Origin of the sequence: Sphingomonas panaciterrae (genome assembly GCF_036890205.1) — a bacterium.
GTDB classification, from domain to species: Bacteria; Pseudomonadota; Alphaproteobacteria; order Sphingomonadales; family Sphingomonadaceae; genus Sphingomonas; species Sphingomonas panaciterrae.
Map to the genome: position 1 here is coordinate 493,924 of NZ_JAKNQR010000002.1, position 25,358 is coordinate 519,281.

At 66.5% G+C, this 25,358-nt stretch carries 24 protein-coding genes, 2 tRNA genes and 1 pseudogene; 14 read left to right on the forward strand and 13 right to left on the reverse strand.

What is annotated here, in order from left to right; all coding sequences use genetic code 11:
• Nucleotides 1-781: 781 nt before the first annotated feature.
• The 3 genes and pseudogenes from L8F96_RS09325 to L8F96_RS09335 all read left to right on the forward strand — a co-directional run bounded on the left by L8F96_RS09325 (nt 782) and on the right by L8F96_RS09335 (nt 5,829).
• Nucleotides 782-3,042, forward strand: a pseudogene (locus L8F96_RS09325) (heavy metal translocating P-type ATPase).
• A gap of 175 nt (nt 3,043-3,217) precedes the next feature.
• On the forward strand, nt 3,218-4,300 hold the full coding sequence (locus tag L8F96_RS09330; RefSeq protein ID WP_334655841.1) for a winged helix-turn-helix domain-containing protein: 1,083 nt from the start codon (nt 3,218-3,220) through the stop codon (nt 4,298-4,300).
• A gap of 233 nt (nt 4,301-4,533) precedes the next feature.
• Entirely contained in the window at nt 4,534-5,829 is a 1,296-nt protein-coding gene (locus tag L8F96_RS09335; RefSeq protein ID WP_334655842.1) for a M20/M25/M40 family metallo-hydrolase, read from the forward strand.
• Nucleotides 5,830-6,068: 239 nt separating this feature from the next.
• Here the strand turns inward: L8F96_RS09335 and L8F96_RS09340 are convergent.
• Together L8F96_RS09340 and L8F96_RS09345 are read right to left on the reverse strand one after the other, a co-directional pair.
• Nucleotides 6,069-6,143: transfer RNA gene (locus L8F96_RS09340), tRNA-Gln, on the reverse strand.
• A 46-nt stretch (nt 6,144-6,189) separates the two neighbouring features.
• Entirely contained in the window at nt 6,190-7,281 is a 1,092-nt protein-coding gene (locus L8F96_RS09345) for a branched-chain amino acid aminotransferase (RefSeq protein ID WP_334655843.1), read from the reverse strand.
• A 64-nt stretch (nt 7,282-7,345) separates the two neighbouring features.
• Here L8F96_RS09345 and L8F96_RS09350 point away from each other — a divergent pair, with 64 nt between their 5' ends.
• Nucleotides 7,346-7,852: a MarR family transcriptional regulator gene (locus L8F96_RS09350; protein ID WP_046411138.1), complete on the forward strand. Its 507-nt coding sequence runs from the start codon at nt 7,346-7,348 to the stop codon at nt 7,850-7,852.
• Between the two features lie 50 nt (nt 7,853-7,902).
• On the opposite strand, the gene proC is transcribed toward L8F96_RS09350, so the two are convergent.
• From proC to L8F96_RS09375, 5 genes are all read right to left on the reverse strand, one after another.
• Entirely contained in the window at nt 7,903-8,700 is a 798-nt protein-coding gene (gene proC / locus L8F96_RS09355; protein WP_136451337.1) for a pyrroline-5-carboxylate reductase, read from the reverse strand.
• 7 nt (nt 8,701-8,707) lie between these two features.
• A complete protein-coding gene (locus tag L8F96_RS09360) occupies nt 8,708-9,220 on the reverse strand; it encodes a type III secretion system chaperone family protein (RefSeq protein ID WP_046411142.1) in 513 nt (170 codons plus the stop codon).
• A 59-nt stretch (nt 9,221-9,279) separates the two neighbouring features.
• Entirely contained in the window at nt 9,280-9,528 is a 249-nt protein-coding gene (locus L8F96_RS09365) for an accessory factor UbiK family protein (RefSeq protein WP_046411144.1), read from the reverse strand.
• Nucleotides 9,529-9,552: 24 nt separating this feature from the next.
• Nucleotides 9,553-10,074: a TspO/MBR family protein gene (locus tag L8F96_RS09370; protein WP_125944861.1), complete on the reverse strand. Its 522-nt coding sequence runs from the start codon at nt 10,072-10,074 to the stop codon at nt 9,553-9,555.
• Between the two features lie 119 nt (nt 10,075-10,193).
• Nucleotides 10,194-10,928 (reverse strand): TlyA family RNA methyltransferase, encoded by a 735-nt coding sequence (locus L8F96_RS09375; RefSeq protein WP_334655844.1) that lies wholly within the window; start codon nt 10,926-10,928, stop codon nt 10,194-10,196.
• A 179-nt stretch (nt 10,929-11,107) separates the two neighbouring features.
• Here L8F96_RS09375 and L8F96_RS09380 point away from each other — a divergent pair, with 179 nt between their 5' ends.
• On the forward strand, nt 11,108-11,773 hold the full coding sequence (locus tag L8F96_RS09380; RefSeq protein ID WP_125944610.1) for an RBBP9/YdeN family alpha/beta hydrolase: 666 nt from the start codon (nt 11,108-11,110) through the stop codon (nt 11,771-11,773).
• A gap of 33 nt (nt 11,774-11,806) precedes the next feature.
• On the opposite strand, the gene L8F96_RS09385 is transcribed toward L8F96_RS09380, so the two are convergent.
• The 3 genes from L8F96_RS09385 to L8F96_RS09395 all read right to left on the reverse strand — a co-directional run bounded on the left by L8F96_RS09385 (nt 11,807) and on the right by L8F96_RS09395 (nt 14,416).
• Nucleotides 11,807-11,962 (reverse strand): hypothetical protein, encoded by a 156-nt coding sequence (locus L8F96_RS09385; protein ID WP_156167287.1) that lies wholly within the window; start codon nt 11,960-11,962, stop codon nt 11,807-11,809.
• A complete protein-coding gene (dxs, locus tag L8F96_RS09390; protein WP_334655845.1) occupies nt 11,959-13,878 on the reverse strand; it encodes a 1-deoxy-D-xylulose-5-phosphate synthase in 1,920 nt (639 codons plus the stop codon). The genes L8F96_RS09385 and dxs overlap by 4 nt, the downstream gene beginning before the upstream one ends.
• Before the next feature lie 61 nt (nt 13,879-13,939).
• Nucleotides 13,940-14,416 (reverse strand): Fur family transcriptional regulator, encoded by a 477-nt coding sequence (locus L8F96_RS09395; RefSeq protein ID WP_046411152.1) that lies wholly within the window; start codon nt 14,414-14,416, stop codon nt 13,940-13,942.
• Between the two features lie 119 nt (nt 14,417-14,535).
• Between L8F96_RS09395 and L8F96_RS09400 the strand changes: the two genes are divergently transcribed.
• The 4 genes from L8F96_RS09400 (at nt 14,536) to L8F96_RS09415 (ending at nt 17,905) form a co-directional block, all read left to right on the forward strand.
• Nucleotides 14,536-15,315 (forward strand): SDR family oxidoreductase, encoded by a 780-nt coding sequence (locus tag L8F96_RS09400; protein ID WP_046411884.1) that lies wholly within the window; start codon nt 14,536-14,538, stop codon nt 15,313-15,315.
• Between the two features lie 64 nt (nt 15,316-15,379).
• Nucleotides 15,380-16,753, forward strand: a complete 1,374-nt coding sequence (locus L8F96_RS09405; RefSeq protein WP_334655846.1) for a class II 3-deoxy-7-phosphoheptulonate synthase — start codon at nt 15,380-15,382, stop codon at nt 16,751-16,753.
• A gap of 71 nt (nt 16,754-16,824) precedes the next feature.
• Nucleotides 16,825-16,900: transfer RNA gene (locus L8F96_RS09410), tRNA-Glu, on the forward strand.
• A gap of 306 nt (nt 16,901-17,206) precedes the next feature.
• Nucleotides 17,207-17,905 (forward strand): class I SAM-dependent methyltransferase, encoded by a 699-nt coding sequence (locus L8F96_RS09415; protein WP_334655847.1) that lies wholly within the window; start codon nt 17,207-17,209, stop codon nt 17,903-17,905.
• A 65-nt stretch (nt 17,906-17,970) separates the two neighbouring features.
• Here L8F96_RS09415 and L8F96_RS09420 read toward each other — a convergent pair whose 3' ends face one another.
• On the reverse strand, nt 17,971-18,360 hold the full coding sequence (locus L8F96_RS09420; protein ID WP_125944666.1) for a MerR family transcriptional regulator: 390 nt from the start codon (nt 18,358-18,360) through the stop codon (nt 17,971-17,973).
• A 90-nt stretch (nt 18,361-18,450) separates the two neighbouring features.
• Between L8F96_RS09420 and L8F96_RS09425 the strand changes: the two genes are divergently transcribed.
• From L8F96_RS09425 to L8F96_RS09435, 3 genes are all read left to right on the forward strand, one after another.
• On the forward strand, nt 18,451-19,194 hold the full coding sequence (locus L8F96_RS09425; protein ID WP_334655848.1) for a MauE/DoxX family redox-associated membrane protein: 744 nt from the start codon (nt 18,451-18,453) through the stop codon (nt 19,192-19,194).
• Complete coding sequence (locus tag L8F96_RS09430) at nt 19,191-20,717, forward strand: hypothetical protein (RefSeq protein WP_334655849.1); 1,527 nt, start codon at nt 19,191-19,193, stop codon at nt 20,715-20,717. The genes L8F96_RS09425 and L8F96_RS09430 overlap by 4 nt, the downstream gene beginning before the upstream one ends.
• A gap of 134 nt (nt 20,718-20,851) precedes the next feature.
• Entirely contained in the window at nt 20,852-21,709 is an 858-nt protein-coding gene (locus tag L8F96_RS09435) for an SDR family oxidoreductase (RefSeq protein WP_046411218.1), read from the forward strand.
• Nucleotides 21,710-21,819: 110 nt separating this feature from the next.
• Here the strand turns inward: L8F96_RS09435 and rpsT are convergent, their stop codons facing one another.
• Together rpsT and mutM are read right to left on the reverse strand one after the other, a co-directional pair.
• Nucleotides 21,820-22,083, reverse strand: a complete 264-nt coding sequence (rpsT, locus tag L8F96_RS09440) for a 30S ribosomal protein S20 (RefSeq protein WP_046411219.1) — start codon at nt 22,081-22,083, stop codon at nt 21,820-21,822.
• Between the two features lie 94 nt (nt 22,084-22,177).
• The gene (gene mutM, locus L8F96_RS09445; protein WP_125944670.1) at nt 22,178-22,993 is read right to left on the reverse strand and encodes a bifunctional DNA-formamidopyrimidine glycosylase/DNA-(apurinic or apyrimidinic site) lyase; all 816 of its coding nucleotides are present in this window, start codon (nt 22,991-22,993) and stop codon (nt 22,178-22,180) included.
• A gap of 46 nt (nt 22,994-23,039) precedes the next feature.
• Between mutM and L8F96_RS09450 the strand changes: the two genes are divergently transcribed.
• Together L8F96_RS09450 and ubiB are read left to right on the forward strand one after the other, a co-directional pair.
• Nucleotides 23,040-23,771: a class I SAM-dependent methyltransferase gene (locus L8F96_RS09450; RefSeq protein ID WP_136451347.1), complete on the forward strand. Its 732-nt coding sequence runs from the start codon at nt 23,040-23,042 to the stop codon at nt 23,769-23,771.
• Nucleotides 23,772-23,809: 38 nt separating this feature from the next.
• Nucleotides 23,810-25,357: a 2-polyprenylphenol 6-hydroxylase gene (ubiB, locus tag L8F96_RS09455; RefSeq protein WP_334655850.1), complete on the forward strand. Its 1,548-nt coding sequence runs from the start codon at nt 23,810-23,812 to the stop codon at nt 25,355-25,357.
• Nucleotide 25,358 lies beyond the last annotated feature (1 nt).

Sequence of the window (25,358 nt, forward strand, 5' to 3'; positions counted from 1 at the left end):
AGGGCGGAGCTGCTGATGATTATTGAAGCCGATGCCGTGGTCGCCAGAAAAAACCCGCGTGTGATCACCGATACACCCCCTGATATTTTGTGATTGGACCCTCTCCCCCGGAGGATCCTCGAGCCTCATGGGCCAAGGCCATGTCGCGGCACCGCGCGCTGCGGTCTAGGCTCGAAAAGCCATTTCGTTGCGACTGATGCAAAGCAGCAACATTTAAGTTGCGTGCGATAAGAGGTGACTATGCTGAAATATCAGAATCTTAGGATGCGCATGGCGCATTGAAGCCGTTGCACGGCCACTCATCGGTGACAAAAATTATAAGGCGCGAAGGTTCTCTTTTCTGCACGGAGCGACAATCCTGCCTCTGAAATCAATAGTTTGATCGAATAGGGGCATAGATTCGAGCGATGGGTCGCGACTTTGCGGGCAGGCGATTGGCGGTGCGTCCCGGTCGTGCCGCCGACCCGATCAAGTTCAACAACGCCACAAGCACTAGACACGATTTGGCTGCAGTCGTCGTCCTGCCGCTCACAATCCCTTTCGGGCGTGAAAAGCTTGTCGATTTTAGCGAGCCCGACCACTGCACACCTCTTGGGTCATGGATAAGGGTATCTCGCACGCGCCCTCCCGGCGGCAGCGCGCTATGATCAGCGCCGTCCGATCCTGGATCATGTCGGGTTGAAAGAGTTGCGCGATGACCAACCCTCATCCCGATGCCCATCATAAGGCAGTCCGCATTCGCTCCGATGAGCACGCGGCCGCAATCGATCCTGTATGCGGCATGACGGTTGATCCCGCCAAAACCACGCATCATGCCGAGCATCAGGGCAAGGCCTACTACTTCTGCAGTGCGGGTTGCCGGACCAGGTTCGTCACCGATCCGAACGCCTATCTGGGCACCAAGCCGTTCCCCGCGCCGAGCGCCACGCCCGGCGCGATGTGGACCTGCCCGATGCATTCGGAGATCCGCCAGCAAGGACCGGGGACATGCCCGATCTGCGGCATGGCGCTCGAACCAGAGGATCCGTCGCTGGACGACCGCCCGAACCCTGAGCTGGTGGGTTTCACCCGGCGGCTGTGGGTTGCCGTCGTCTTGACCGTGCCGCTGCTCCTCGTCTCGATGATTGCCGATATGCTGGGCCTGCGCATCGTCAGCCCGGCCATGTCGCCCTGGGTCCAGCTCGGGCTCACTGCCCCGATCGTCCTGTGGGCCGGCGCGCCGTTCTTCCAGCGTGGCTGGCAGTCAATCCGGAGCCGCCACCTCAACATGTTCACCCTGATCTCAATGGGTGTGGGGACGGCGTTCGTTTACAGCCTGGTGGCGACGCTTGCCCCTGAGATTTTCCCCGACACCTTCCGGACGCACGCGGGCATGGTGCCCGTCTATTACGAAGCGGCCGGCGTCGTCGTGACGCTGGTGCTGCTTGGCCAGGTGCTGGAGCTGCGCGCCCGCGCCGCAACGGGTCGGGCAATCCGTGCGCTGATGGACCTGACGCCCAAGACCGCACATCGCATCGGCGCCGACGGATCGGAAGCAGAAGTCAGCCTTGCCGAAGTGGCCGCGGGCGATCGGCTGCGCGTCCGCCCCGGCGAAGCGATCCCCGTCGACGGCGTGGTTCTGGAGGGCCACTCCTCCGTCGACGAGTCCATGTTCACCGGAGAACCAGGCCCGGTGCCCAAGGAGCCCGGCGCGCCCGTCACCGGAGGTACGGTCAACACCACCGGCAGCCTGATCATGACGGCCCGTGCGGTGGGCGCCGATACGATGCTGGCGCGGATCGTGCGGATGGTCGCGGAGGCGCAGCGCAGCCGCGCGCCGATCCAGGCAGTCGCGGATCGCGTGTCCGGCTGGTTTGTGCCGCTCGTCGTGCTCATTGCGATTGCAACCTTCGTGGTCTGGTCACTGCTCGGCCCGGCGCCGCGCATGGGCCACGCACTGCTGAACGCGATCGCCGTCCTGGTAATCGCCTGCCCGTGCGCCCTCGGGCTCGCCACGCCCATGTCGATCATGGTCGGCACCGGCCGGGGCGCCCGGGCTGGCGTGCTGGTGAAGAATGCCGAAGCCCTGCAAGCATTCGAAAAGGTTGATACGCTGGTCATCGACAAGACCGGTACGCTGACCGAGGGCAAGCCGGCGCTGGTCGCCGTCGAGCCCGTCAACCCCTTCAGCGAAGCCGAGCTGCTGGCGCTTGCCGCTGCGGTGGAGGCCCAGTCGGAGCATCCGCTCGCCCATGCGATCGTAACGGCTGCCGCCGCGCGAGGGCTGACGATGACCAAGGTCCAGGACTTTGCCTCGCAAACCGGCCTGGGGGTAAGCGCTAATGTCGGCGGGCGTACCGTGGTGGTCGGCAATGCCGCACAGATGAAACGAGCTGGGGCAGACCCTGCCCCGCTGGACGAGGTCGCCGATCGGCACCGCCGCGATGGCGCTGGCGTCATGCTGGTCGCGGTGGATGGGCGGCTGGCCGGGCTCCTCGAGTGGCCGATCCCGTCCGCCCGGCGGCACGGGGGGCGATCGCCGCGCTCCGCCACAGCGGACTGCGCGTCGTCATGCTCACGGGCGACAATCAGATCACGGCCGAGGCCGTGGGGCGCGCGGTAGGGGGGCTCGACGATATCCGCGCCGATCTGAAGCCCGAGGACAAGGCGCGCATCGTCGGCGAGTTGAAGGCGAGCGGCCATCGGGTGGCGATGGCCGGCGACGGGATCAACGACGCCCCTGCCCTCGCCGCGGCCGATGTGGGGTTGGCGATGGGCACAGGAACCGACGTGGCGATCGAGAGCGCCGGCATGACGCTGACTCGCGGCGACCTGTCCGCCATCGTCCGCGCCCGCAAGCTGGCACATGCCACGATGCGCAACATTCGACAGAACCTGTTCTTTTCCTTTGTGTTCAACGGGATCGGCGTGCCGGTCGCGGCGGGCGTGTTGTACCCGGTTGCAGGCATCCTGCTTTCCCCGATGCTGGCTGGCGCAGCGATGGCGCTGTCGTCTTTCACCGTCGTGCTGAACGCGCTCCGCCTGAACGCGGTGAAGCTGTAAGTTCTGCTCTCCATCGCACCACGGCATGCCGTGCCGCTCAGGTTGACGCGCTTTGGATCCAGCGGCCAAGCTCCATCTTGTGGGGATCAATCTTTCACTCGGGGAGGCGCGACGGATCGCGCTTGCGGCCCAGGGCTTCGGCATCTCTCGTCCAGCGCGGCCAGGCGCGAGCCGAGTGCGTGGCACGCTCGGTCGCCTGGGGCTATTCCAGATCGACAGCGTCAACGTGCTCGTCAGAGCACATTATCTGCCAGCCTTCTCGCGCCTTGGCCCTTACGATCGAGAGGCGATCGCGCGTGACGCGTGGGGGCCGATGCGGCAGCGGCGCATGTTTGAATATTGGGCGCATGAGGCCTCGCTGCTTCCGCTCGACCTGCACCCTCTACTGCGCTGGCGCATGGCCCGCGCCGAACGGGGCGAGATCGGATACCAAGGGCTCCGGCGCTTTGCTGTCGAGCGAAGGGCGGAGGCTCAGGCGGTGCTCGATCGCATAACCGCGGAGGGGCCCATGACCGCGGCCGACTTCGAAAACGGATCGAGCAAGAGCGGCTGGTGGGAATGGAGCCACACCAAGCACGCACTCGAATGGCTGTTCTGGGCCGGCAAGATCACCACCGCGACACGCCGCAGCAGCTTCGCCCGTGTCTATGACTTGCCCGAGCGCGTTCTGCCCACGGCTGTTCTGGACCTTCCCACGCCCGACCCGGCGAGCGCGCAGCAAGCCTTGATCGCGCGCAGCGCGCAGGCACTGGGTGTTGCGACGGCCGCGGACCTGCGCGATTATTTTCGCCTGAAACCCGAAGAGGCGGACCATGCCATCGCGGCCGAAGCAGAAGCAGGCACGCTCATCCCGGTTCGGGTAGAGGGCTGGAGCCAAAGGGCGTGGATGCACCGCGACGCCCCCACGCCGCGCAGCGTGCGCGCCGCCTCGCTGCTGGCACCGTTCGACCCCTTGATCTGGGAGCGGAGCCGCGCGGAGCGGTTGTTCGGCTTTCGCTATCGCATCGAGATCTACGTACCGCCGGAGAGGCGGACGCATGGCTATTACGTCCTCCCCTTCCTCATGGACGAGGCACTCGTCGCCCGTGTGGACCTGAAGGCAGATCGCCAGGCTGGCATGCTCCTGGCGCACCGTGTGACCATCGAGCCTGGCGCCCCTGCAGAAACCCTCGAGCGATTGGCTCACGAACTTGAGCAACTCGCCGCATGGCTCGGGCTGAATGGCGTAACGATCGGACAGATCGTTCAGCTTCCGTAGACATCAAACGGGCGATCGCGCTCGCCGATCATTTCCGCGCCCAGCACCGCGGCTGTGGGCCGCGGCGCTCGTGCGCGGCGCTGCGGCGGACGGTGGCGGCAAACGGTGCCGTTGATGATCATCCCCGGCAACTGCATCCTGTTCGGCGCAAGCAGCGCAGCCCTCGACAGGGTGTTGGCCGGATCGTCAGGGTCGCGCTTGTCTGACCCGCCATTTACCGCCAACACCGCGCTATGATCCGCACCCTTCCCTTCGCCGCCCTGTTGCTCGCCACCCCTGCCGCGGCACGCGATACGCCGTCGCCGGATCGGCTGCGCGGCTCGGTGGAGAAGCTCGTCTCGTTCGGCACCCGCCACACGCTATCCTCGGCGACCGATCCGAAGCGCGGCATCGGTGCCGCGCGCAACTGGGTCGCGTCCGAGTTCGAGCGCATCGGCGCGGCCTGCGGCGGCTGCATCACGGTCGAGCGCCTGCAGCGCCGCTTCGTCAACGCGCGCGCGCCGAACGGCGTCGTGATTGAGGACGTGCTCGGCATCCAGCGCGGCACCGATCCCAACCGCTACATCATCGTCGGCGGCCATATCGACAGCCGCGTCACCGACGTGATGGACGCAACCTCCGATGCCCCCGGCGCGAACGATGACGCGAGCGGCGTCGCGCTGGTGCTGGAGGCCGCGCGCATCCTGTCGAAGGAGAAGTTCGCCGGCAACATCGTCTACGTCGCTTTCTCGGGCGAGGAGCAGGGCCTGCTCGGCGCCACCCTGCTGGCCGAAACCGCGAAGGCACGCGGCTGGCAGGTCGATGCGATGCTCAACAACGATATCGTCGGCAATTCGATCGGCCAGAATGGCCTGCGCGTCGCCGATCGCGTGCGCGTCTTCTCCGAAGGCGTGCGCGCCAGCGAGAGCCTCGCCGAGGCGATGGAGCGCCGCGCGATCGGCGGCGAGGACGACGGCCCCAGCCGCGCACTGGCCAAGGCGATCGACGGCATCGCCGATAGCCTGCCCGGCAAGTTCGACGTGTTCGTCGATCGCCGCCCCGATCGCTTCGGCCGGGGCGGCGACCACGAGCCGTTCCTCCGCCAGGGCTATCCCGCGGTCCGTTTCACCGTCGGCGCCGAGAATTGGAATCGCCAGCACCAGGATCTGCGCACCGAGAACGGCCGCGTCTATGGCGACACGATCGAGGGGATGGATTTCCCCTATCTCGCACGAGTCACCGCCATCAACGTCGCGACCATCGGGCAGCTTGCCGCCGCCCCGGCCGCCCCGGCGGGCGTCAACGTCGCCGGCGAACTGACCCGCGATACGACCGTCGCGTGGCAACCGGTGCCCGGCGCGGCGCGCTACAAGATCCATTGGCGCCGCACCGACAAGCCCGCCTGGACCGATGCGCGCGAGGTTTCCGGCGCAACCCAGCAGGTGCTGAAGGAAGTGTCGGTCGACGATCACTATTTCGGCGTGTCGGCGATCGGCCCGAACGGCGCCGAGAGCATCGTCACCTTCGCCGGCCGCGCGCCCCGCCGCTGACGATCTGAATCTGCTTGGCGGATATCGCGAGGCTATCTTCGCGCTACGCGAGTCCGCCAAGCCAACGCGCGCGTCCAATTTCGACGCAAGCAGCGACGGGCTTTCCCATTCTTTCGCCCGCAGTCAAGGCAAAGAGGAAGGGCGTTGATCTCCCCGACCGGCCATATGGCACGCTCGCGGCCACATGCGAGCTCGGCCGAGCCGCATGTGCCAGTCAGATCAATCACTTAGCTGAGAACTGGCTGGGGCGGCAGGATTCGAACCTGCGAATGCCGGTACCAAAAACCGGTGCCTTACCACTTGGCGACGCCCCAGCAGAACGCGGGCGCCTATAACGGGCGCGCGCGAAGTGCAATGGCCTTAGGCGATCGGATGCAGCCAACTGTGCGGATCAGGCGCGCGGCCGCGCTGGATGGCGGTCAGGCTGTCGAGAAACCGCTGCGTAATCTGCCCCGTGCCGCCCGAGCCGATGGTGAACGCATAATCGGGCCCGGAGACCTGCCCGATCGGGGTCACGACCGCCGCGGTACCGCAGGCGAAGCTTTCCACCAGCCGCCCGCTCTCCGCATCGGCACGCCATTGATCGATCGAATACAGCTCCTCACGCACGGTGAGCCCCGCGTCACGGGCAAGCTGGAGAATCGAGTTGCGCGTGATGCCCGGCAGGATCGTTCCCGTCAGCGGCGGCGTCTGGATCGAGCCGTCGTCGAACACGAAGAAGATGTTCATGCCGCCCAGTTCCTCGATCCAGCGGCGTTCCGTCGCATCGAGGAACACCACCTGGTCGCATCCGCGGCGGATTGCCTCCTGCTGCGCGACGAGGCTGGTGGCGTAATTTCCGCCGCACTTGGCAGCGCCGGTGCCGCCAGGTGCGGCACGCGAATAATCATGGCTCACCCACAGCGAGATCGGCCGGACGCCGCCCTTCCAATAGGATCCGGCGGCCGACGCCAGCACCATGTACAGATACTCCCCGGCCGGCTTCACGCCCAGGAACACCTCGCTCGCGATCATGAACGGCCGCAGGTACAGCGACCCGCCCTCCACCGCCGGGAACCAGTCGGCATCGGTTTTTACCAACGCCTCGATCGAACCGATGAACAGATCGTCGGGCAGTTCGGGCATCGCCATGCGGCGGGCGGAATCGCGGAACCGCGCGGCATTGGCGGCGGGACGGAACAGCGCGAAGGACCCGTCATCATGACGATAGGCCTTCAGCCCTTCGAAGATCTCCTGCGCATAATGAAGCACCGCGGTTGCCGGATCGACCGACAGCGTGGTGCGTGCGGTGATCTTCGCATCATGCCACCCTTTCGCTTCGCTCCAGCGCACCACCGCCATATGATCGGTGAAGACGCGGCCAAACGCCGGGTCGCTGATCTGGGCGGTGCGTTCGGACGCCGGGATCGGCGAGGAATTGGGTTCAAAGGCGAATTGCGCAGGCGTCGGCACGGAAAAAAGCTCCTGGCAGGCGCAACAACCGCGCCGTTGACGGGGTTGCGGTCGGGTAGGCCCGATGGCAATGCCGGTCAACATGGCTGCCCCGACGTCCTCCGCCTCTCCGCTCTTCCTGCGCGAGCCTGAAATTCGCCGCGGTATCGAGCTGCTGTACTTCGGAAGCGCCCATATCACGCGGTCGATCGATCGCGGCCTGGCGCGTCACGGCCTCGGACGGGCGCACCATCGCGCGCTCTACTTCATCGCCCGGAAGCCCGACATGGCGGTCTCCGATCTGCTCGCGCTGCTGGGGATCACCAAACAGTCGCTCGGCCGCGTGCTGAGCGAACTGACCGAGCGCGGCTATGTCGAGGCGCGGCCTGGCGAGCGGGACCGCCGACAACGGCTCCTGCGCCTCACCAAGGAAGGTGAAGCGTTCGAGGCCGGGCTGTACGATGCGCTCCGCGAACGGCTCGCTGCCGCCTATCTGGAGGCTGGCCAGGGTGCCGTGGGCGGGTTCTGGGCCGTCCTGCAAGGGTTGATCCCCGAGGAAGAGCGTCCCCGGATCGACGCACTGCGCGGCTGAGCCGTCGCCCCGGCCGCCGAACAGCGGCCGGTGGATGTCGGCTTGTCAGATCAGCCGCGCGCCGCCGCGGCCAATTCCCGGTTCCGTTCGAAGCTCGCGCTCAGCGTCGCTTCCAGCAGGTGATTGAGCGCCGCGTCACGATCGAGGACATTGAGCCCCTCGCGCGTCGACCCGCCGGGACTCGCCACCCGATCGGCAAGCACCGCCGGGCTGACGTCCGCGCCGGCGGCCATCGCTGCTGACCCTTCCACCGTGGCGAGCGCAAGGCGCGCGGCCTGCTCACGCGGCAGGCCCAGTCGCTCGCCGGCGGAAGCCAGCGCGTCGATGAACCGGAACACGAACCCCGGACCGCAACCCGAAAGGGCAGTCACCGCGTCGAAAAGCGCCTCGTCGGCGATCCATTCGACCTGACCGAGCGGACGGATCAGCGCCTCCGCGGTGTCTCGAACCGCCTGGTCGGTGGACGTCGCATGAAGCGCCGTCACCCCCTTGCCAATCGCCACCGGCAGGTTGGGCATGGCACGCACGATCGTGCCCGCCGCGATGCGCGCCGCCAGCGCCGATTCCTCAACTCCCGCCAGGATGGACAGGAGGATCGCAGGGCGGATACTCGCGATCGACGGGGCGACCGAGTCCAGCAGCTGCGGCTTGACGGCGAGCACGATCACGTCCGGGGCAGACTCCTGCGGCGGCGCGGCGAGAATCCGCACCCCCGCCGGAACGTCAGGCGCGCCCGGATCGACAACGGTGATCGCGGATGGCGGCAGGCCCTGCGCGATCCAGCCGCGCAGCATCGCGCCGCCCATGTTGCCGCAACCGATCAACCACAAGGAACTGGGAAGGCTCATGACCGGCTCAGGCCTCGCCCTGCGTTTCGATCAGCGCCGCCGCAATGGCGTCGCGCGGCGATTTCCCGCCCCACAGGACGAACTGGAACACCGGATAGAAGCGCTCGCATTCGTCGATCGCGGTTTCCACCAACACTTGCGCCGCGTTGAGCGACAGCGTCGCCTCCTCCTCGGTCTGATCGACCACCGCGGCATGGCGGTACAGCAGGATCCCGCTGGACGACCACATCTCGAAATGGCCCAGCCACAGCTGTTCATTGGCGAGGCCGATCGTCTCGTACACCGCTGCGCGCGCATGTTCCGCGACCTTCACGTCCGGAAACGCCAGGAACTGCAACACGCCATCTTCTTCGCGCCACAGGGCGCGAAGCTCATATTCGGTCCAGCTGCCCTTCACGCTCGCGCTGATCTCGTCGTCATGGCGGTCGTACGACCAGCCATGCGCCGAGAAATAGTTTTCGAGCATGTCCAGCGGGGCTTCGGGTTCGTGATCGTGATCGGCTTCGTCGAGCATCACCATCTTATCGCACGGGTTAGCCCCGCAACGCAAAGCACGCGCCGCAGACAGTTGTGGATAGATCAGCCGTTCTGGCGCGCTTCCAGTGCATCCAGTCGCGCGCGAAGCGCATCGGCCTCGTCACGTGCCGCAACCGCCATCGCCTTCACCGCCTCGAACTCGTCACGGCTGACGAAGTCCAGGCCGCCGATCCACTCGCGCGCTCGCTCCCGCGCGCCGGACTGCGCCTCGCGCCCTACACCCGCCAACGTCCCGGCCGCGCCGTTCACCAATTTCGCCAGATCATCGAACAGCCGGTTTTCGGACTGCATGTGCCAAAGCCTTTCGGTAGAGAATCAACCAATGACTTGGGAGGTTCGGGCGCTCGGCACAAGGGTTTCCGCGTCGGGGTTGAGCTGATCGATCCGCCACGTCAGCACCGCGGCAAAGCTCAGCCACACCAGATAGGGGACCATCATCCACGCCGCCGCCTTGCGGATCCGGGCAAAGGCAACGGTGGTGGCGATCGCCAGCAGCAGCATCACCGTGATCACCAGCAACGCGGCGCCAACCCGATGCGCACCAAAGAACAGCGGAGTCCAGGCAAGGTTCAGCGCAAATTGAGCCGCGAACAGCCCCACCGCAGCCGCCCGTCGCCGTGCCCCGCGCGCGTTCAGGATCGCAGCAAGCGCAAGTCCGAGCAGAATATAGAGCGTCGTCCAGGCGACCGGGAACACCCAGCCCGGCGGCGTCACCGCCGGTTTCTCCAGCGCCTGATACCACAGGTTCTGATCACCCGAAGGGACACTGCGCCCCGACAGAAAGCCCAGCAGCATGATCAGCGGGACACATACGAGCGCCCATCGCACGAACGACATGCGCAACTGGCTCTTGGACGCTAATGCCCCCACATTTCCTCCGCGGCGTTTTGCGTCGCCTAACCATGGCCCGCAGCGATCGTAAACCGCGCACGATCATCATCAATCGCGCAAGTGCCTCAATTGCGGACAGCCGCGAGCAGGAACTCCACATTCCCTTCCGGCCCGGTGATCGGACTTTCGCTCACGCCTTCGACACGCCACCCCTGCGTTTCGAACCAGGCCGCCACCTCGTCGCAGACGCGCCGGTGAACGGTCGGGTCTCGCACCACGCCGCCCTTCCCCACTTCCTCGCGGCCCGCCTCGAACTGCGGCTTCACCAGCGTCAGCGCGCGGGCGGCGGGCTTGGCGAAGCGCAGCGACACCTCCAGCACCTTGGCAATGCCGATGAAGCTCGCGTCGCACACGATCAGGTCGACCGGCTCGGGAATATGTGCATTGGTCAGGATGCGCGCGCTGGTCTGTTCATGAACGATCACGCGCGGGTCCTGCCGCAGCTTCCAGGCAAGCTGGTTGGTGCCGCTGTCGACCGCATACACGCGCGCCGCACCGCGACTCAGCAGCACGTCGGTGAAGCCGCCGGTGGATGATCCCACATCGATGGCGACCGCGCCCGTCACGTCCCAGCCGAAATGGTCAAGCCCATGCGCCAGCTTGATGCCGCCGCGCGATACCCAGGGATGGTCCCGGCCGCGCACGTCGAGCGTCACATCCTCTGCGAAGCTTTGCCCCGGCTTCTCCACCTTGCGATCACCGACATAGACCAGCCCGGCCATGATCAGCGCCTGCGCACGGGTGCGCGATTCGGCGAGGCCGCGATCGACGAGCATCTGATCTACGCGAGACTTTGCCATGCCGGCCCTATCGCCCCCCGATCGCTTCGTCGCAAGCGCTGCTCGATCCGACCTTGTGGCGGAACTGAGTCATTGCCCATGGATTTGATAGGATATAGAAAGAGGTCGAGGTCGCGATGCCGGGCGTCCCCCTAGAGCACTGGCACCGCGGCCTCGCCCCGACGGACAGGAGCACCATCATGGGCCATTTTTCGTCCAGCATCGCGCGGCCGCCAACCGTCCTTACGGTTCCCGGCCTCGGCAATTCGGGTCCGGCGCATTGGCAGACTCTTTGGGAACAAGGCCGCCTCGACACGCACCGTGTCGATCTCGGCATGTGGGATACCCCGCATCGCAACGCCTGGGTGACGAAGCTCGACCAGGCAATCTCCAGCGCGCAGGCCCCCGTCATCCTGGTCGGGCATAGCCTGGGATGCCAGGCGATCGCCTGGTGGGCGTCGCTCAGCCCGCAACCCTATGGATGGCCAGTGGCGGGCGCCCTGCTCGTCGCGCCTGCCGACGTGGATCGCGAGGGCGCACCGGCGGAGCTGAACACCTTCGCCCCCGCACCCCGAATCCCCCTGCCCTTCCCCTCGATCCTGGTTGCGAGCACCGACGATCCCTGGGTCTCGATCGAGCGTGCGCACAGCCTGGCGGCGGATTGGGGCAGTTACTTCGTCGATGCTGGCGCACAAGGCCATCTCAACGCGGCCAGCGGACTTGGCTGGTGGCCCGAGGGTCAGGCCCTGCTCGACCGAGTGATAGAGGCCGCCGGCGGGCCGCATGGCGAAGTCAGGGCGCCCGGCGATGCCCGCGCGATCCTCGCCCGCCCGCATGATTACACTGCGCATGAGGCACGCAACTGAGGCAGATGGTCGAGGCCACCGGCCACGACGCGATCAGGAAGGTGGCAGCGCCTCGTCGCTTTCCTGTTCGGCGCGCAACGCCGCGATCCGCCGCGCTTCCTTCAGGCGGCGCCACAGCGCGAGATTGAAGCCCGCCATCGCCACCACCAATATGGCAGTGGCGAGGATGACCTTGGTCCAGCCGCTCACGCGCCCACAGCGGCGCCGGTTTCGTTCCAGCGCAGCGCCTTCAGCACGGTTCCGACGATCCCATCGGCATCAAGCCCTGCCGCCGCATATTGCGCCTGCGGCGTATCCTGATCCTGGAAGACATCCGGCAGGCGCAGCGTGCGCAGCTTCAGCCCGCCATCGATCAGCCCCTCGTCGGATGCCATGGTCAGGACATGCGCGCCGAGGCCGCCAACCGATCCTTCCTCGATCGTCACGGCAACTTCGTGGCTGGACAGCAGGCGACGGATCATCGCCTCGTCCAGCGGCTTGGCAAAGCGAAGATCGGCCACCGTCGTCGACAGGCCCTTGGCCTCCAGCTGATCCGCCGCCTTCAGCGCCTCGGCCAGCCGGGTGCCGAGCGACAGGATCGCCACCGTCTTGCCCTCGCGCACGATGCGGCCCTTGCCGACCTCCAGCAGTTCGGGGGTCCCGGGCAGCGGCACGCCGGTGCCGTTGCCGCGCGGATATCGCACCGCGATCGGGCCGGAATCATGCTCGACACAGGTATGGACCATGTGGACCAGCTCGGCCTCGTCCGCCGCCGCCATCACCACGAAATTGGGCAGGCTCGCCAGATAGGTGATGTCGAACGATCCGGCATGCGTCGCGCCGTCAGCGCCAACCAGCCCCGCACGATCGATCGCGAAGCGCACCGGCAGGTTCTGGATCGCCACGTCATGGACCACCTGGTCATAGGCGCGTTGCAGGAACGTCGAATAGATCGCGCAGAACGGGCGCATGCCCTGTGCCGCAAGGCCAGCGGCGAAGGTCACGCCATGCTGTTCGGCAATGCCCACGTCGAACGCGCGATCGGGATGGCGCTGCGCGAAGCGATCGACCCCAGTGCCCGACGGCATGGCCGCGGTGATCGCGCAGACCCGCGGGTCGCGATCCGCCTCATTGGCCAGCGCGTCGCCGAACACGTTCTGATAGGCCGGCGGCCCCGGCGGCGCCTTCGCCTGCGCGCCAGTCACCACGTCGAACTTCTGCACACCGTGATATTTGTCGGATGCCGCCTCGGCCGGGGCATAGCCCTTGCCCTTCTTCGTCACGACATGGACCAGGATCGGGCCTTCCTCCGCGTCGCGCACATTCTCGAGCACCGGGATGAGGTGTTCCAGATTATGCCCGTCGATCGGGCCGACGTAGTAAAAGCCCAGCTCCTCGAACAGCGTGCCGCCCATCGTCATGCCGCGGGCGAATTCGTCGGTCTTGCGCGCTGCATTGTGAAACGGCCGCGGCAGACGCCGCGCCAGCTTCTTCATCAACTCGCGCACCGACAGGAATTCGCGGCTGGAAACGATGCGCGACAAATAGGCCGACAGCCCGCCGACCGGCGGCGCGATCGACATGTCATTGTCGTTCAGGATCACGACCAGCCGGTTGCCTGCGGCCTCGGCGTTGTTCATCGCCTCATAGGCCATGCCGGCGGACATCGCGCCGTCGCCGATCACCGCGATCGCCTTGCCCGGCTGGTCGGCCAGCTTGTTGGCGATGGCAAAGCCAAGCGCGGCCGAGATCGAGGTGGAACTGTGCGCCGCGCCGAACGGATCGTATTCGCTCTCGCTGCGCTTGGTGAAGCCGGAAAGGCCGCCGCCCTGCCGCAGCGTGCGGATACGGTCACGCCGCCCGGTCAGGATCTTGTGCGGATAGCATTGGTGCCCGACGTCCCAGATCAGGCGGTCGCGCGGCGTATCGAACACATAGTGGATCGCGGTCGTCAGCTCGACCACGCCCAGCCCCGAACCAAGGTGCCCGCCCGTGGAGCCAACCGCGGAGATCGTCTCGGCCCGCAGTTCGTCGGCAAGTTGGCGAAGCTGTTCAGGGGCCAACTTTCGAAGGTCGGCCGGCGTCGAAACGGTATCGAGCAACGGCGTCTGAGGCAGATCGGTCATCGTGCGGCGCTTACCCCAGCGGTTGGATCGTGTCGAATGGTACGGGTTCCTGCCACGTCGATCATCGGGCGGTACCGGCGCAGGCGGCGCAGCGGCCGCGCACCTCGATCACCGGGCGCACCGGTGAAAAGCCAGCGGCAGAGGCCGCGTCGCGGACCCCGCCGGTCAGGCGGTCATCGTCAAGATGAGTCGTCTGCCCGCACGAATCGCACACCAGGAAAATGCAGTCATGCAGGCAATCGGGGTGCGCATTGGCGACATAGGCGTTGGCGCTCTCCACCTTGCGGGCCAGGTTCGTTCCGACGAACAGATCCAGGATGCGGTACACGCTGTTGGCGGCAACGCGCCGCCCCTCCGCCTTGGAAACGGCGTCGGCGATATCATAGGCGCTCGCCGGCTTATCGAACCCGGCCAGCGCGCCAAACACGCTGGCGCGCATCGCGGTCCATTGCTCCCCGGCACGTTCCAACGTTGCCTGGGCTGCCTCGGCCAGGTCTGCACCCTGCGGTTCGTGATGATCGTGATGAGCATGCGCCATGATCTGGATTTAGGCAGGCGTGCACCGCGCAGCAAGCACGCGATACCGCCCGCGCCCTTGCGATGGTGACGCCGCCTGCCTCTCTCCCCTATGATCCGGCCTCGATCGGGAGAATGTTCATGGATCTTGGCCTGTCCGGCAAAACCGCCATCGTCTGCGCGTCCAGCCAAGGGCTGGGCTTCGCCTGCGCGCAGGAACTTGCCCGCGCCGGCTGCCGTCTCGTCATCAACGGCCGCGATGCCGATGCGGTCGAGCAAGCAGCCGCGAAGCTGCGGCAGGATGCCGGCGTGGAGGTGATCGCCATCGCCGGCGACATCGGTGATCCGGCGGTGCAGGCCGATCTGGTCGCCGCCGCCGGTCGGCCAGACATTCTCGTCAACAACAACGGCGGCCCGCCCCCGCGCGGTTTCCGCGATCTTGACGAGGCTGCGATCCACGCCGGGCTCGATGCCAATATGGTCACGCCCATCCGCCTCGTTCAACAGGTCGTCGACGGGATGATCGAACGGCGCTTCGGCCGCATCGTGTGCATCACCTCCGGGTCAGTGAAGGCGCCCGCCGGCGGCCTTGATCTTTCCAGCGGCGCGCGCATCGGGCTGACCGGCTTCCTCGCCGGCGTCGCGCGCGAAGTGGCGAGCGCCAATGTCACGATCAACTTCCTCCTCCCCGGCCTGTTCGCCACCCGCCGCTTGCCCGCCGTCATGAACTTCGCCGCCAGATCGCAGTCGATCGATGTCGAGACGGCAGAGGCGCGCAGCCGCGATCGCATCCCGGCCAAGAGGTTCGGCGATCCGGCCGAATTTGGCGCAGCCTGCGCCTTTTTATGCTCGGATCGCGCCGGCTTTATCACCGGGCAGAGCCTCCTGATCGATGGCGGCGCCTACCCGGGCGTGCTATAAAGTACAGCTTGTTTGCGCGCTGCGACATTTTCTTGCATGGCCGCGCGCCGAAAGGAAACTTGCCATGGCCTCCAATTGGGCCCCTCATAGCTGGACCTCTCACGAGGCTCGCCAACTCCCCGACTACCCCGATCAGTCCGCGCTGACCGCCGCGACCGATACGCTGCGCAGCTTCCCCCCGCTCGTCTTTGCCGGCGAAGCGCGCAATCTGACCGCTGAGCTCGCGCGTGTCGCGGCCGGCGACGCCTTCCTGCTGCAGGGCGGCGATTGCGCGGAAAGCTTCGCCGAGTTTCATCCCAACAACATCCGCGACACGTTCCGCGTCATCCTACAGATGGCGGTGGTCCTCACCTATGCCTCGAAGCTGCCGGTGGTGAAGCTCGGCCGCATGGCCGGCCAGTTTGCGAAGCCGCGCTCCGCCCCGACGGAAACGATCGATGGCGTCGAATTGCCCAGCTATCGCGGCGACAACGTCAACGACATCGGCTTCACCCCGGAATCTCGCACCCCTGATCCGAAGCGCATGGTGCAGGGCTATGCCCAGTCCGCCGCGACGCTGAACCTGCTGCGCGCCTTCGCGCAGGGCGGTTACGCCAATCTCGCGCAGGTGCATCGCTGGACGCTGGATTACATGGGTCGCAGCCCGTGGGCGGCGAAATATGCCGAAACCGCCGATCGCATCGGCGAGGCGCTCGATTTCATGGCGGCGTGCGGCATCGATCCCGAAACCGTGCCCCAGCTCGCGCAGACAAGCTTCTACACCAGCCATGAGGCGCTGCTGCTTCCTTATGAGGAGGCGATGACCCGGCAGGATTCGCTAACCGGCGACTGGTACGATACGTCCGCGCACTTCCTGTGGATCGGCGATCGCACCCGGTTCGAGGGCTCGGCGCACGTCGAGTTCCTCCGCGGGATCGGCAATCCGATCGGCGTGAAGTGCGGACCGACGTTGGAGCTCGACGTGCTGCTGCGCCTGCTCGACACGCTCAATCCCGGCCGCATCCCCGGCCGCATGACGCTGATCACCCGCTACGGCCATGACAAGATCGAGGCGGCCTTCCCCAAGCTGCTGCGCGCCGTCACGCGCGAAGGGCATCCGGTGGTCTGGAGCTGCGATCCGATGCACGGCAACGTCGTGAAGGCAGCGAACGGCTACAAGACCCGCCCGTTCGAGCGGATCCTGGCCGAGGTCCGCGGCTTCTTCGCGGTTCACCGCGCAGAGGGGACGCACGCCGGCGGCATCCACGCCGAAATGACCGGGCAGAACGTCACCGAATGCACTGGCGGCGCCGTCGACGTCACCGAACAGACGCTGGCTGACCGCTACCACACGCATTGCGACCCGCGCCTCAACGCGGGGCAGAGCCTGGAGATGGCCTTCCTGCTCGCCGAAATGCTCAACGCGGAGATGGCGGAGCGCCGCAAGGCAGCCGCCTGAAATGAAAAAGGATGTCGCGGTGGGTTGACGACCCGCCGCGACCCCCGTAGAGGCGCCGCTCCCGCTTGCACGGCCCCTTCGTCTAGCGGTCTAGGACGTCGCCCTCTCACGGCGAAAACACGGGTTCGAGTCCCGTAGGGGTCACCAGCGCACAGCCTCCGGGCGTGCCACGCTGCCGGTGCAAGGCGTCTCCCGCCGCCGATCAAGATCAACCGCATCACGGCGTCTCCCGCCGCAAGCGGTATCCAACAGAGCTCGCCGGATTTTCTCATCCGTCTCGGACGAGAAGACCGACCTGCAACCTTGCCGACCGCAGGTGACCGTGCTGCAACCCGGCGGCGATTGACCAAGGGGGGACTTCATGCGGTGGCTTGGCGCGCGCGACGAAACGACTGGGAGGAATAATCCCGCCTACCCCGACAAGCTGTTCGCTGCCCTCGGCGCCCGTGGTCTATGCGCGAGTCGGCGATGGTGAGTCTCGCTGCGCCCACGACTCGCGCCGACAAGGAGATCGAGGCAGAGATCGATGGCTCATCCTACCGGCGAAGGCGGCTCCAGCGCTTTGTCGATCATATGGAACGGCACTGTCTGACGGATGGGCGACAGATCCGGGTGCTCGATCTGGGCGGGTCAAAGGCCTATTGGCAGACGACCAGACCAGTCTGGGAACGGCTCGATCTCGATATCACCATCGTCAACCTGGGCGCCCCGACACTGGATGACGGATGTTATCACCTGCGCCCCGGCGACGCCTGCCACATGGCAGATCATCCCGCGAACACGTTCGACATCGTCCATTCGAACAGCGTGATCGAGCATGTCGGTCACTGGCGCGAGATGACGGCAATGGCTGCGGAAGTCCGCCGCCTCGCCCCACACTATTTTGTTCAAACCCCGAACATGTGGTTCCCGCTGGAGCCGCATTTCCGCACCCTCGGGTTTCACTGGTTGCCGGAGGCGTTGCGAATGGAACTGCTGATGCGCCGCGGCTTTGGCTTTCGCGCCCGCCAGCACAACGTGGGTGCAGCGATCGCGAACGTGCAGTCCGTCAACCTCCTGACCGCACGACAAATGCAGCATCTCTTTCCCGATGCCGTCATCGAGCGCGAACGCGTTATGGGGCTGACCAAGTCACTGATCGCCATTCGCTGACGCCCGGCGGCGCGCGTCAGCGCCCTTCATTTCCTTGTCGGCGAGCGCACCAGAACGTGCGCCCGCTACCCCGCAAACGCCTTCAGGATCGGGCACGGCCCGGCATTGCCCGAGGCGCAGTCGCGCTCCAACTCGCTCAGCCAGTTGCGCGCCGCCTGCAGGTCCGCGATCCGGCGATCCAACTCGGCAATCCGCTCTTCCGCCAGCGCCCGGGCACGCGCCCGGTCCTGTGCAGCGTCCAACGCCAGCAATTCCCCGATCTGCTCCAGTGAGAAACCGGCACCCTGCGCCGCGCGAATGAAGCGCAATCGCCGCACATCTTCGCCGTCATAGCGTCGCACGCCGTTGGCGGGCCGCTCGGGCTCGCTCAGCAGTCCGCGGCGCTGATAATAACGGATCGTCTCGACCCCGACGCCGCCCTCGCGCGCCAGTCCGGCAATCGTCATCGATCCCATGCCTGCCACCCCATTGACTCCGTACCATAGTACAGAACCTATATCGGCCTCCGAACGCACCGAACAAGGACCGGCGCGTAAGGAGCTTCAATGACCATGCGGCGCGACAAGACAGCCGTTCTATACCGGATGGTGCTGCCCGACCATCTGTGCCCCTCCGGCCTGAAGTCGAAATGGCGGCTGGAACGTCATGGCTATGTCGTCGAGGATCGCCCGCTGCGCACCCGCGCGGAGGTGGACGCGTTCAAGGCGGCGCACGGCGTACAGACCACGCCGCAGACCTTCATCGACGGGCAGCGCATCGGCGGCAACGACGATCTGACACGCTTCCTGGGCAAGCGGATGCCCGCGCCGGGAGAGACCAGCTACCGCCCGGTGATCGCGGTCTTTGCGATGACGGCACTGATGGCGCTTGCCGCCAGCCTCGCCGCCTTCGGCAGTCCCTTTACCGAACAGGCGGCGATGTGGTTCGTCAGCCTGTCGATGTGCGTGCTGGCGCTGCTGAAGCTGCAGGACGTGGAACGGTTCTCGACCATGTTCCTCTCCTACGACCTGCTCGCCCGGCGCTGGGTGCCCTATGCCTATCTGTATCCCTTCGGGGAGGCGCTGGCCGGGGTGCTGATGACGGCGGGCGTGCTCGACTGGATCTCGATCCCGCTCGCGCTGCTGCTCGGCGGCGTCGGCGCGGTGTCGGTGTTCAAGGCGGTCTATATCGATCGGCGCACGCTGAAATGCGCCTGTGTCGGCGGGTCGAGCAACGTGCCGCTTGGCTTTGTCTCTCTTACCGAAAACCTCTTCATGCTTGGGATGGCGATCTGGATGCTTGTACGATGAAGACGATGATGACGTTGGTCGCCGGCGCTGCGATCGCCCTCCCGGCGGCCGCCCGTGCGCAGGAGCCAGCGCAGGCCGCCGCCGCCGCGGCCCATACGGCACAAGGCCATGGCCATCATCACACCGGCCCTGCCACGCCGGCAGCACCGCCCTCACCCGCCACCCCGGCCGCGCAGGGCGCCCCCCACGCCGGGCACGAGATGGGCAAGGCCGTAACGCCTCAGGCGGGCGCGCACGCCGCCCACAGCAGCCACGGCCAGCAACCGCAACACGACGCGCCCATGATGGATCATGCCGCCCATGGCGCCGCCGCGATGAACCATGGCGCGGATCATCAGATGCCGGCGATGCTTGGCCCCTATGGGATGAGCCGCGAGGCATCGGGAACGGCGTGGCAGCCGGATAGCTCGCCGGTGCTCGCCACCATGTTCCACGCCGGCGACTGGATGGGCATGGCGCAGGGCAATGCGACGCTGGTTCATTCCGACCAGGGCGGCCCGCGCGGCGACCGGCACAATTTCGTCGAATCGATGGCGATGGTCATGGCCAACCGCCCGATCGGTGAGCATGGCCGGCTGGGCCTTCGCGGCATGTTGTCGCTCGATCCCTTGATGGGTCGCCGCGGCTATCCCTTGCTGTTCGCGGTTGGCGAAACGGCGGACGGCGTGAACAAGCTGGTCGATCGCCAGCACCCGCACGATCTCTTCATGGAGCTTGCGGTCAGCTATTCGCACGATCTGGGCGATGGCCGCGCGGCGTTCATTTATGCCGGCCTCCCCGGTGAGCCCGCGCTGGGCCCGCCCACCTTCATGCACCGCCTCTCCGGTCTCGATAATCCGGAGGCGCCGCTCGGCCACCATTGGTTCGATTCGACCCACATCACCTGGGGCGTCATCACGGCGGGTTTCTCCACCCGCACCTGGAAGATCGAGGCCAGCGCCTTCAAGGGCCGCGAGCCGGACGAAAAGCGCTGGGACATCGAAACACCACGGCTCGACAGCTGGTCGGTCCGTGCGTTCTGGAACCCGACCGCCAATCTGTCGCTCCAGGCGTCCACCGGCTTCCTGAAATCGCCCGAACAATTGCACCCTGACGAAAACGAGCAGCGCACCACCGCCTCGACGACGTGGAACAAGCCGCTCGGGCCGGGCGCGAACTGGGCCACGACCGTCGCGTGGAGCCGCAAGGATCTGCAGCCCGGCCCGGTGCTCAACGCCTGGCTCGCCGAAAGCCTCATTCGCTGGGACGACAAGCACACCGTCTACGCCCGCGCAGAACGCAACGATCAGGGCGAGCTGTTCGGGGAGGATAACCCGCTTCACCATGACATCTTCACGGTGAACAAGCTCAGCCTCGGCTATCAGGTCGAAGTGCCGGTCACCGGCGATGTGCGCCTCACCTTCGGTGGTCTCGCCAGCGCTTATGCCTATCCCGACGCGCTGAAGCCCTTCTACGGCGACGATGGGTTGAAGAGCTTCATGGTCTATACCCGGCTCAACTTCGGCAATCGCTCATTGCGCTAGGCACGCGGCGGCTGCCGGCATCTTGCGTGCCCGCAGCCGCCGGATAGGCTGATCTGTGTTTAGGGAGCGTGGATCGCGCGGAACGGCCACCGTTCCCGCGACTTGTTGATGGCATCCCCATCATGAGGAATGCCATGCCCCGCCGTCCCGAACCGCCCTACCCCGAACAGCAGCAGCCTATGCCCGGCCGCACCGCGCCGATGGATCCCCGCCCCGATCATGGCGAGGATAGCTATGTTGGCCACGGCCGCCTGCTCGACCGACGCGCCCTCGTCACTGGCGCCGACAGCGGCATCGGCCGCGCCGTCGCGATCGCTTATGCCCGGGAGGGCGCCGATGTGGCGATCAGCTATCTCGACGAACATGAGGATGCCGAGGAGACCAAGCGGCTGGTGGAGGACGCTGGCCGTCGCGCAATCCTGCTGCCCGGCGACATCAGCGATCCCGCCCATGCCCGCGCCATCGTCGCCCAGACGGCAGAGGCGTTCGGGCGGATCGACATCCTCGTCAACAATGCCGCCCATCAGGCCACCTTTGCCCGGCTGGAGGATATCTCCGACGAAGAATGGCAGGTGACCTTCGCCACCAACATCCATTCTATGTTCTATCTGGCGAAGGCAGCCGTCGCGCACATGAAGCCGGGCAGTTCGATCATCAACACCAGCTCGATCAATGCCGAGGATCCCAGCGAGCAACTGCTCGCCTATGCGACGACGAAGGGCGCGATCTACAATTTCACTGCCGGGCTCGGGAAAATGCTGGCCGATCGCAAGATCCGCGTGAACGCGGTCGCGCCGGGCCCGATCTGGACGCCGCTGATCCCGTCCACGATGCCGGTCGAAAAGGTGAAGAACTTCGGCAGCGACACGCCGATCGGCCGCGCCGGCCAGCCGGCAGAGGTGGCGCCGCCCTATGTCTGGCTCGCCAGCGACGAGGCCAGCTACATCACCGGCGCGACCATCCCGGTCACCGGCGGCCGCGCCTTCCTCTGATCGGGCGAGTCGCGACGCGAGGAGCGCGCACGGCAAAAGGCCGGGTGGCACCAAAGCCACCCGGCCTTTTCGCTATCCTCGGCCTCCCCTTGCCGGGAAGGCCCGCTGGATCAGGCGAGCGCCGACAGGCGCTTGGTCAGACGCGAGAACTTGCGGCTGGCCGTGTTGCGGTGGAGCACGCCACGCGCGACGCCACGCTGCAGTTCCGGCTGAACCGCTGCAAGGGCTGCCGATGCGGCCGTCTTGTCACCCGCTGCGAGCGCTGCCTCGACCTTCTTCACGAAGGTGCGGATGCGGCTCACGCGCGCACCATTGATTTCGGCCCGGCGCTGGTTGCGGCGGATGCGCTTCTTCGCTTGCGGCGTGTTCGCCATTTACAGTCCTCGAAATATCGGTCGATGAAAAAAGGGCGGCGGGAACACCCATCGCCCTGGAAGCCGCTGCCCTTAACGATATCGCTCGTCTTGGTCAACCGCGCTGGCACGTCGGACACCAGAAGGTGGAACGTCCGCCCTCTGCATAACGCTGCACCGTTCCGCCGCAAGCGCACGGCTGCCCTTCGCGGCCATAAACCGCGAATTGCTTGGAAAAATACCCCAGTTCGCCGTCCGGCCGGGCATAATCGCGCAGCGACGATCCGCCCGCTTCGATCGCCGACAGCAGAACCGCCCGAATCGCCTCGACGAGTCGCTCGAGTCGCGCCAGCGATATTCGCCCCGCCGCGCGCTTGGGGGAAATGCGCGCCAGGTACAGCGCCTCGCAGACATAGATATTGCCGAGGCCCGCGACGATGCGCTGGTCGAGCAGCATCAGCTTGATCGATGCCCGCCGGCCATGCAGCGCCTGTTTAAGGCCGGCGGCGGTCAGTTCGGGGCCAAGTGGTTCCGGACCCAGGCCGATGAACGCCGGAAACGACCCGATGTCCGAGCTCGGCCACAGGTCCACCGAGCCAAATCGGCGCGGATCGTTCAGCGCGACACGGCGCCCTGCGTCGGTCTCGATCACCAGGTGGTCGTGCGGCAGCAGCTCCTGCGGATCGACCCGCCACCGCCCCGACATGCCCAGGTGAAAGATCATCGCCTGGTCGCGATCGGTATTGATCAGGCCATATTTCGCCCGTCGCCCGAGGCTCGTGATCGTCGCGCCGGTCATTACCTGCCTCAGGTCATCCGGGAAGGGCCGGCGCAGATCGGGCCGGCGCAGCTCCAGCGAGACGACCCGCGCGCCTTCCAGCACGGGGCGCAGCCCTCTCACCGTGGTTTCGACTTCAGGTAATTCCGGCACCTGCGCCCCCTAGCCCGCTGCGCTGCACCGGGCTAGAGCCGCGACCATGAGCGAAACCGTCTCCTTCGGCTACGAGGACATCCCCGCCACGGAGAAGACCGCCCGCGTCGGCGGCGTCTTCACCAACGTCGCCAGCCGCTACGATCTGATGAACGATGCCATGTCAGGCGGCATGCACCGTTTGTGGAAGGACCGCTTCGTGCGCCGCGTGAAGCCGCGCGCCGGGGAGCAGATCCTCGACATGGCCGGCGGCACCGGCGACATCGCCTTCCGGCTCGCGACATCCGGCGCATCGATCACCGTCGCTGACATCAACCCCGCGATGCTTGAGGTCGGCATGAAGCGGGCGCAGGACCGCGGCATCGACGGCCTGGTCTGGACGGAGGCGAACGCCGAATCGCTGACCTTCCCGGACCGTTTCTTCGATGCCTACACCATCGCCTTCGGCATCCGGAACGTGACGGACATTCCCGCCGCCCTGCGCGAGGCACATCGCGTGCTCCGCCGCGGCGGCCGCTTCTTCTGCCTTGAATTCTCGACCACCACCTGGCCGGGGTTCAAGGAGGTGTACGACACCTATTCGCACAAGATGGTGCCGAAGCTGGGCCAGCTGCTCGCGCAGGACGCCGACAGTTACCGCTACCTCATCGAATCGATCCGCCGTTTCCCCGACATGCCGACGTTCGAGGGCATGATCCGCGACGCCGGCTTCACCCAGACGAAGGTGGAGCCGCTGCTCGGCGGGCTGGTCGCGATCCACAGCGGCTGGAAGATATGATCGCTGCCCGTCCCCTCTCCCCGGCGTGGGAGAGGTAAGTGACCAGTTCGATCGTCCATAGCTGGCGCCTGCTCAAATGGGGCCGCACGCTCGCCCGCCACGGCGCGCTGCGTGGCCTGGAGCAGGATCCGAACACCCCGCCTCGCGTGCGGCGGATGCTGCGCCTCGCCCGCTTCGGTGCGCGCGTGCCGGCGCAGCCGGGCTATGCCGATGCGTTCGAGGCGATCGGCCCCGCCGCGATCAAGCTCGGCCAGACGCTCGCCACCCGTCCCGACATCGTCGGCGACGAGGCGGCGCTCGACCTCCTGCGCCTGCAGGACGCGCTCCCGCCCCTACCGTTCAGCGTCATCAAGCCGCAGATTGAGAAGAGCCTCGGCCGCCCGCTGGAAACCCTCTTCGCCAGCTTCGACGAAAACCCCGTCGGCGCCGCCTCGATCGCGCAGGTCCACCGCGCCGTCACCATCGACGGTCGTCCCGTCGCGGTCAAAGTGCAGCGCCCCGGCGTCGAGGCCGATTTCGCCGAAGCGATCGACACCTATGAATGGGCCGCGGCTCAGCTTGAGGCCGCGGATCGCAACGGCGGCGGCGAGATCACCCGGCTCCAGCCGCGACTCGTCATCGCCACCTTCAAGCGCTGGACCGCGCGCGAACTCGATTTCCGCCGCGAAGCCGCCTCCGCCAGCGAACTGGCAGAGGGCATGGCCTCGGAGCCCAATTTCCACGTGCCGGCGATCGACTGGGCACGCACATCAGGAAAGGTGCTCACGCTCGAATGGATCGATGGCATCAAGCTGTCGAACCGCGAGGCGCTCGCGGCCGCCGGCTACGACCTTCCGCTGCTCGCCCAGACGCTGATCCACGCCTTTTTGCGCCAGGCGATCGCCGAGGGGTTCTTCCACGCCGATCTCCATCAGGGCAATCTCTTCGCCTTGCCCGGCAACCGCATCGCGGCGGTCGACTTCGGCATCATGGGCCGGATCGATCGCCGGGCGCGCATCTGGCTCGCCGAAATCCTCTACGGGCTGATCACCGGCAATTACCGGCGCGTTGCCGAGATCCATTTCGAGGCCGGCTACGTTCCCCCGCACCATGACGTCGCGGAGTTTGCGACGGCGCTTCGGGCCGTGGGGGAGCCAATGCGCGGCCTGCCGGTCAAGGAAATGTCGATCGGGATGATGCTCGATGGGCTGTTCTCGATCACCCGCGACTTCGACATGGTCACCCAGCCGCACCTTCTGCTGCTGCAGAAGACGATGGTGATGGTGGAGGGTGTCGCGACCGCGCTCGATCCCGACATCAACCTTTGGGAGACCGCCGGCCCGCTGGTGGAGGAGTGGATCCGCACCGAATTGGGCCCGGAGGCGGCGATCGCCGACCGGATCGTCTCGGACGTTAAGACGCTGTACCGCCTGCCCGAATTGGTCCGCCGCATCGAGGCGCGCTTCCCGCCGCCCGGTGGCGCGCCGCCCGCGCCCCCGCTGCGCGAGATTGAGGTCGTGCGGATCGGCGGTGGCTGGCGCTATGCCGCGGTTGGCCTCGCCAGCGCGCTCGCCGGGATTGCCGCAACCTGGACGATGATCGGCTGAC

Excerpts from the sequence above, each read along its gene's own strand:
- L8F96_RS09380 (WP_125944610.1), top strand. The coding sequence starts at position 11,108 with ATGGGCCATTTTTCGTCCAGCATCGCGCGGCCGCCAACCGTCCTTACG.
- L8F96_RS09375 (WP_334655844.1), bottom strand. The coding sequence starts at position 10,928 with ATGGCAAAGTCTCGCGTAGATCAGATGCTCGTCGATCGCGGCCTCGCC.
- L8F96_RS09365 (WP_046411144.1), bottom strand. The coding sequence starts at position 9,528 with ATGCAGTCCGAAAACCGGCTGTTCGATGATCTGGCGAAATTGGTGAAC.
- L8F96_RS09405 (WP_334655846.1), top strand. The coding sequence starts at position 15,380 with ATGGCCTCCAATTGGGCCCCTCATAGCTGGACCTCTCACGAGGCTCGC.
- L8F96_RS09400 (WP_046411884.1), top strand. The coding sequence starts at position 14,536 with ATGGATCTTGGCCTGTCCGGCAAAACCGCCATCGTCTGCGCGTCCAGC.
- rpsT (WP_046411219.1), bottom strand. The coding sequence starts at position 22,083 with ATGGCGAACACGCCGCAAGCGAAGAAGCGCATCCGCCGCAACCAGCGC.
- proC (WP_136451337.1), bottom strand. The coding sequence starts at position 8,700 with ATGAGCCTTCCCAGTTCCTTGTGGTTGATCGGTTGCGGCAACATGGGC.
- L8F96_RS09420 (WP_125944666.1), bottom strand. The coding sequence starts at position 18,360 with ATGGGATCGATGACGATTGCCGGACTGGCGCGCGAGGGCGGCGTCGGG.
- L8F96_RS09350 (WP_046411138.1), top strand. The coding sequence starts at position 7,346 with ATGGCAATGCCGGTCAACATGGCTGCCCCGACGTCCTCCGCCTCTCCG.
- L8F96_RS09430 (WP_334655849.1), top strand. The coding sequence starts at position 19,191 with ATGAAGACGATGATGACGTTGGTCGCCGGCGCTGCGATCGCCCTCCCG.
- L8F96_RS09435 (WP_046411218.1), top strand. The coding sequence starts at position 20,852 with ATGCCCCGCCGTCCCGAACCGCCCTACCCCGAACAGCAGCAGCCTATG.
- L8F96_RS09425 (WP_334655848.1), top strand. The coding sequence starts at position 18,451 with ATGACCATGCGGCGCGACAAGACAGCCGTTCTATACCGGATGGTGCTG.
- L8F96_RS09370 (WP_125944861.1), bottom strand. The coding sequence starts at position 10,074 with ATGTCGTTCGTGCGATGGGCGCTCGTATGTGTCCCGCTGATCATGCTG.
- dxs (WP_334655845.1), bottom strand. The coding sequence starts at position 13,878 with ATGACCGATCTGCCTCAGACGCCGTTGCTCGATACCGTTTCGACGCCG.
- L8F96_RS09450 (WP_136451347.1), top strand. The coding sequence starts at position 23,040 with ATGAGCGAAACCGTCTCCTTCGGCTACGAGGACATCCCCGCCACGGAG.
- L8F96_RS09415 (WP_334655847.1), top strand. The coding sequence starts at position 17,207 with ATGCGCGAGTCGGCGATGGTGAGTCTCGCTGCGCCCACGACTCGCGCC.
- L8F96_RS09395 (WP_046411152.1), bottom strand. The coding sequence starts at position 14,416 with ATGGCGCATGCTCATCACGATCATCACGAACCGCAGGGTGCAGACCTG.
- L8F96_RS09335 (WP_334655842.1), top strand. The coding sequence starts at position 4,534 with ATGATCCGCACCCTTCCCTTCGCCGCCCTGTTGCTCGCCACCCCTGCC.
- L8F96_RS09360 (WP_046411142.1), bottom strand. The coding sequence starts at position 9,220 with ATGGTGATGCTCGACGAAGCCGATCACGATCACGAACCCGAAGCCCCG.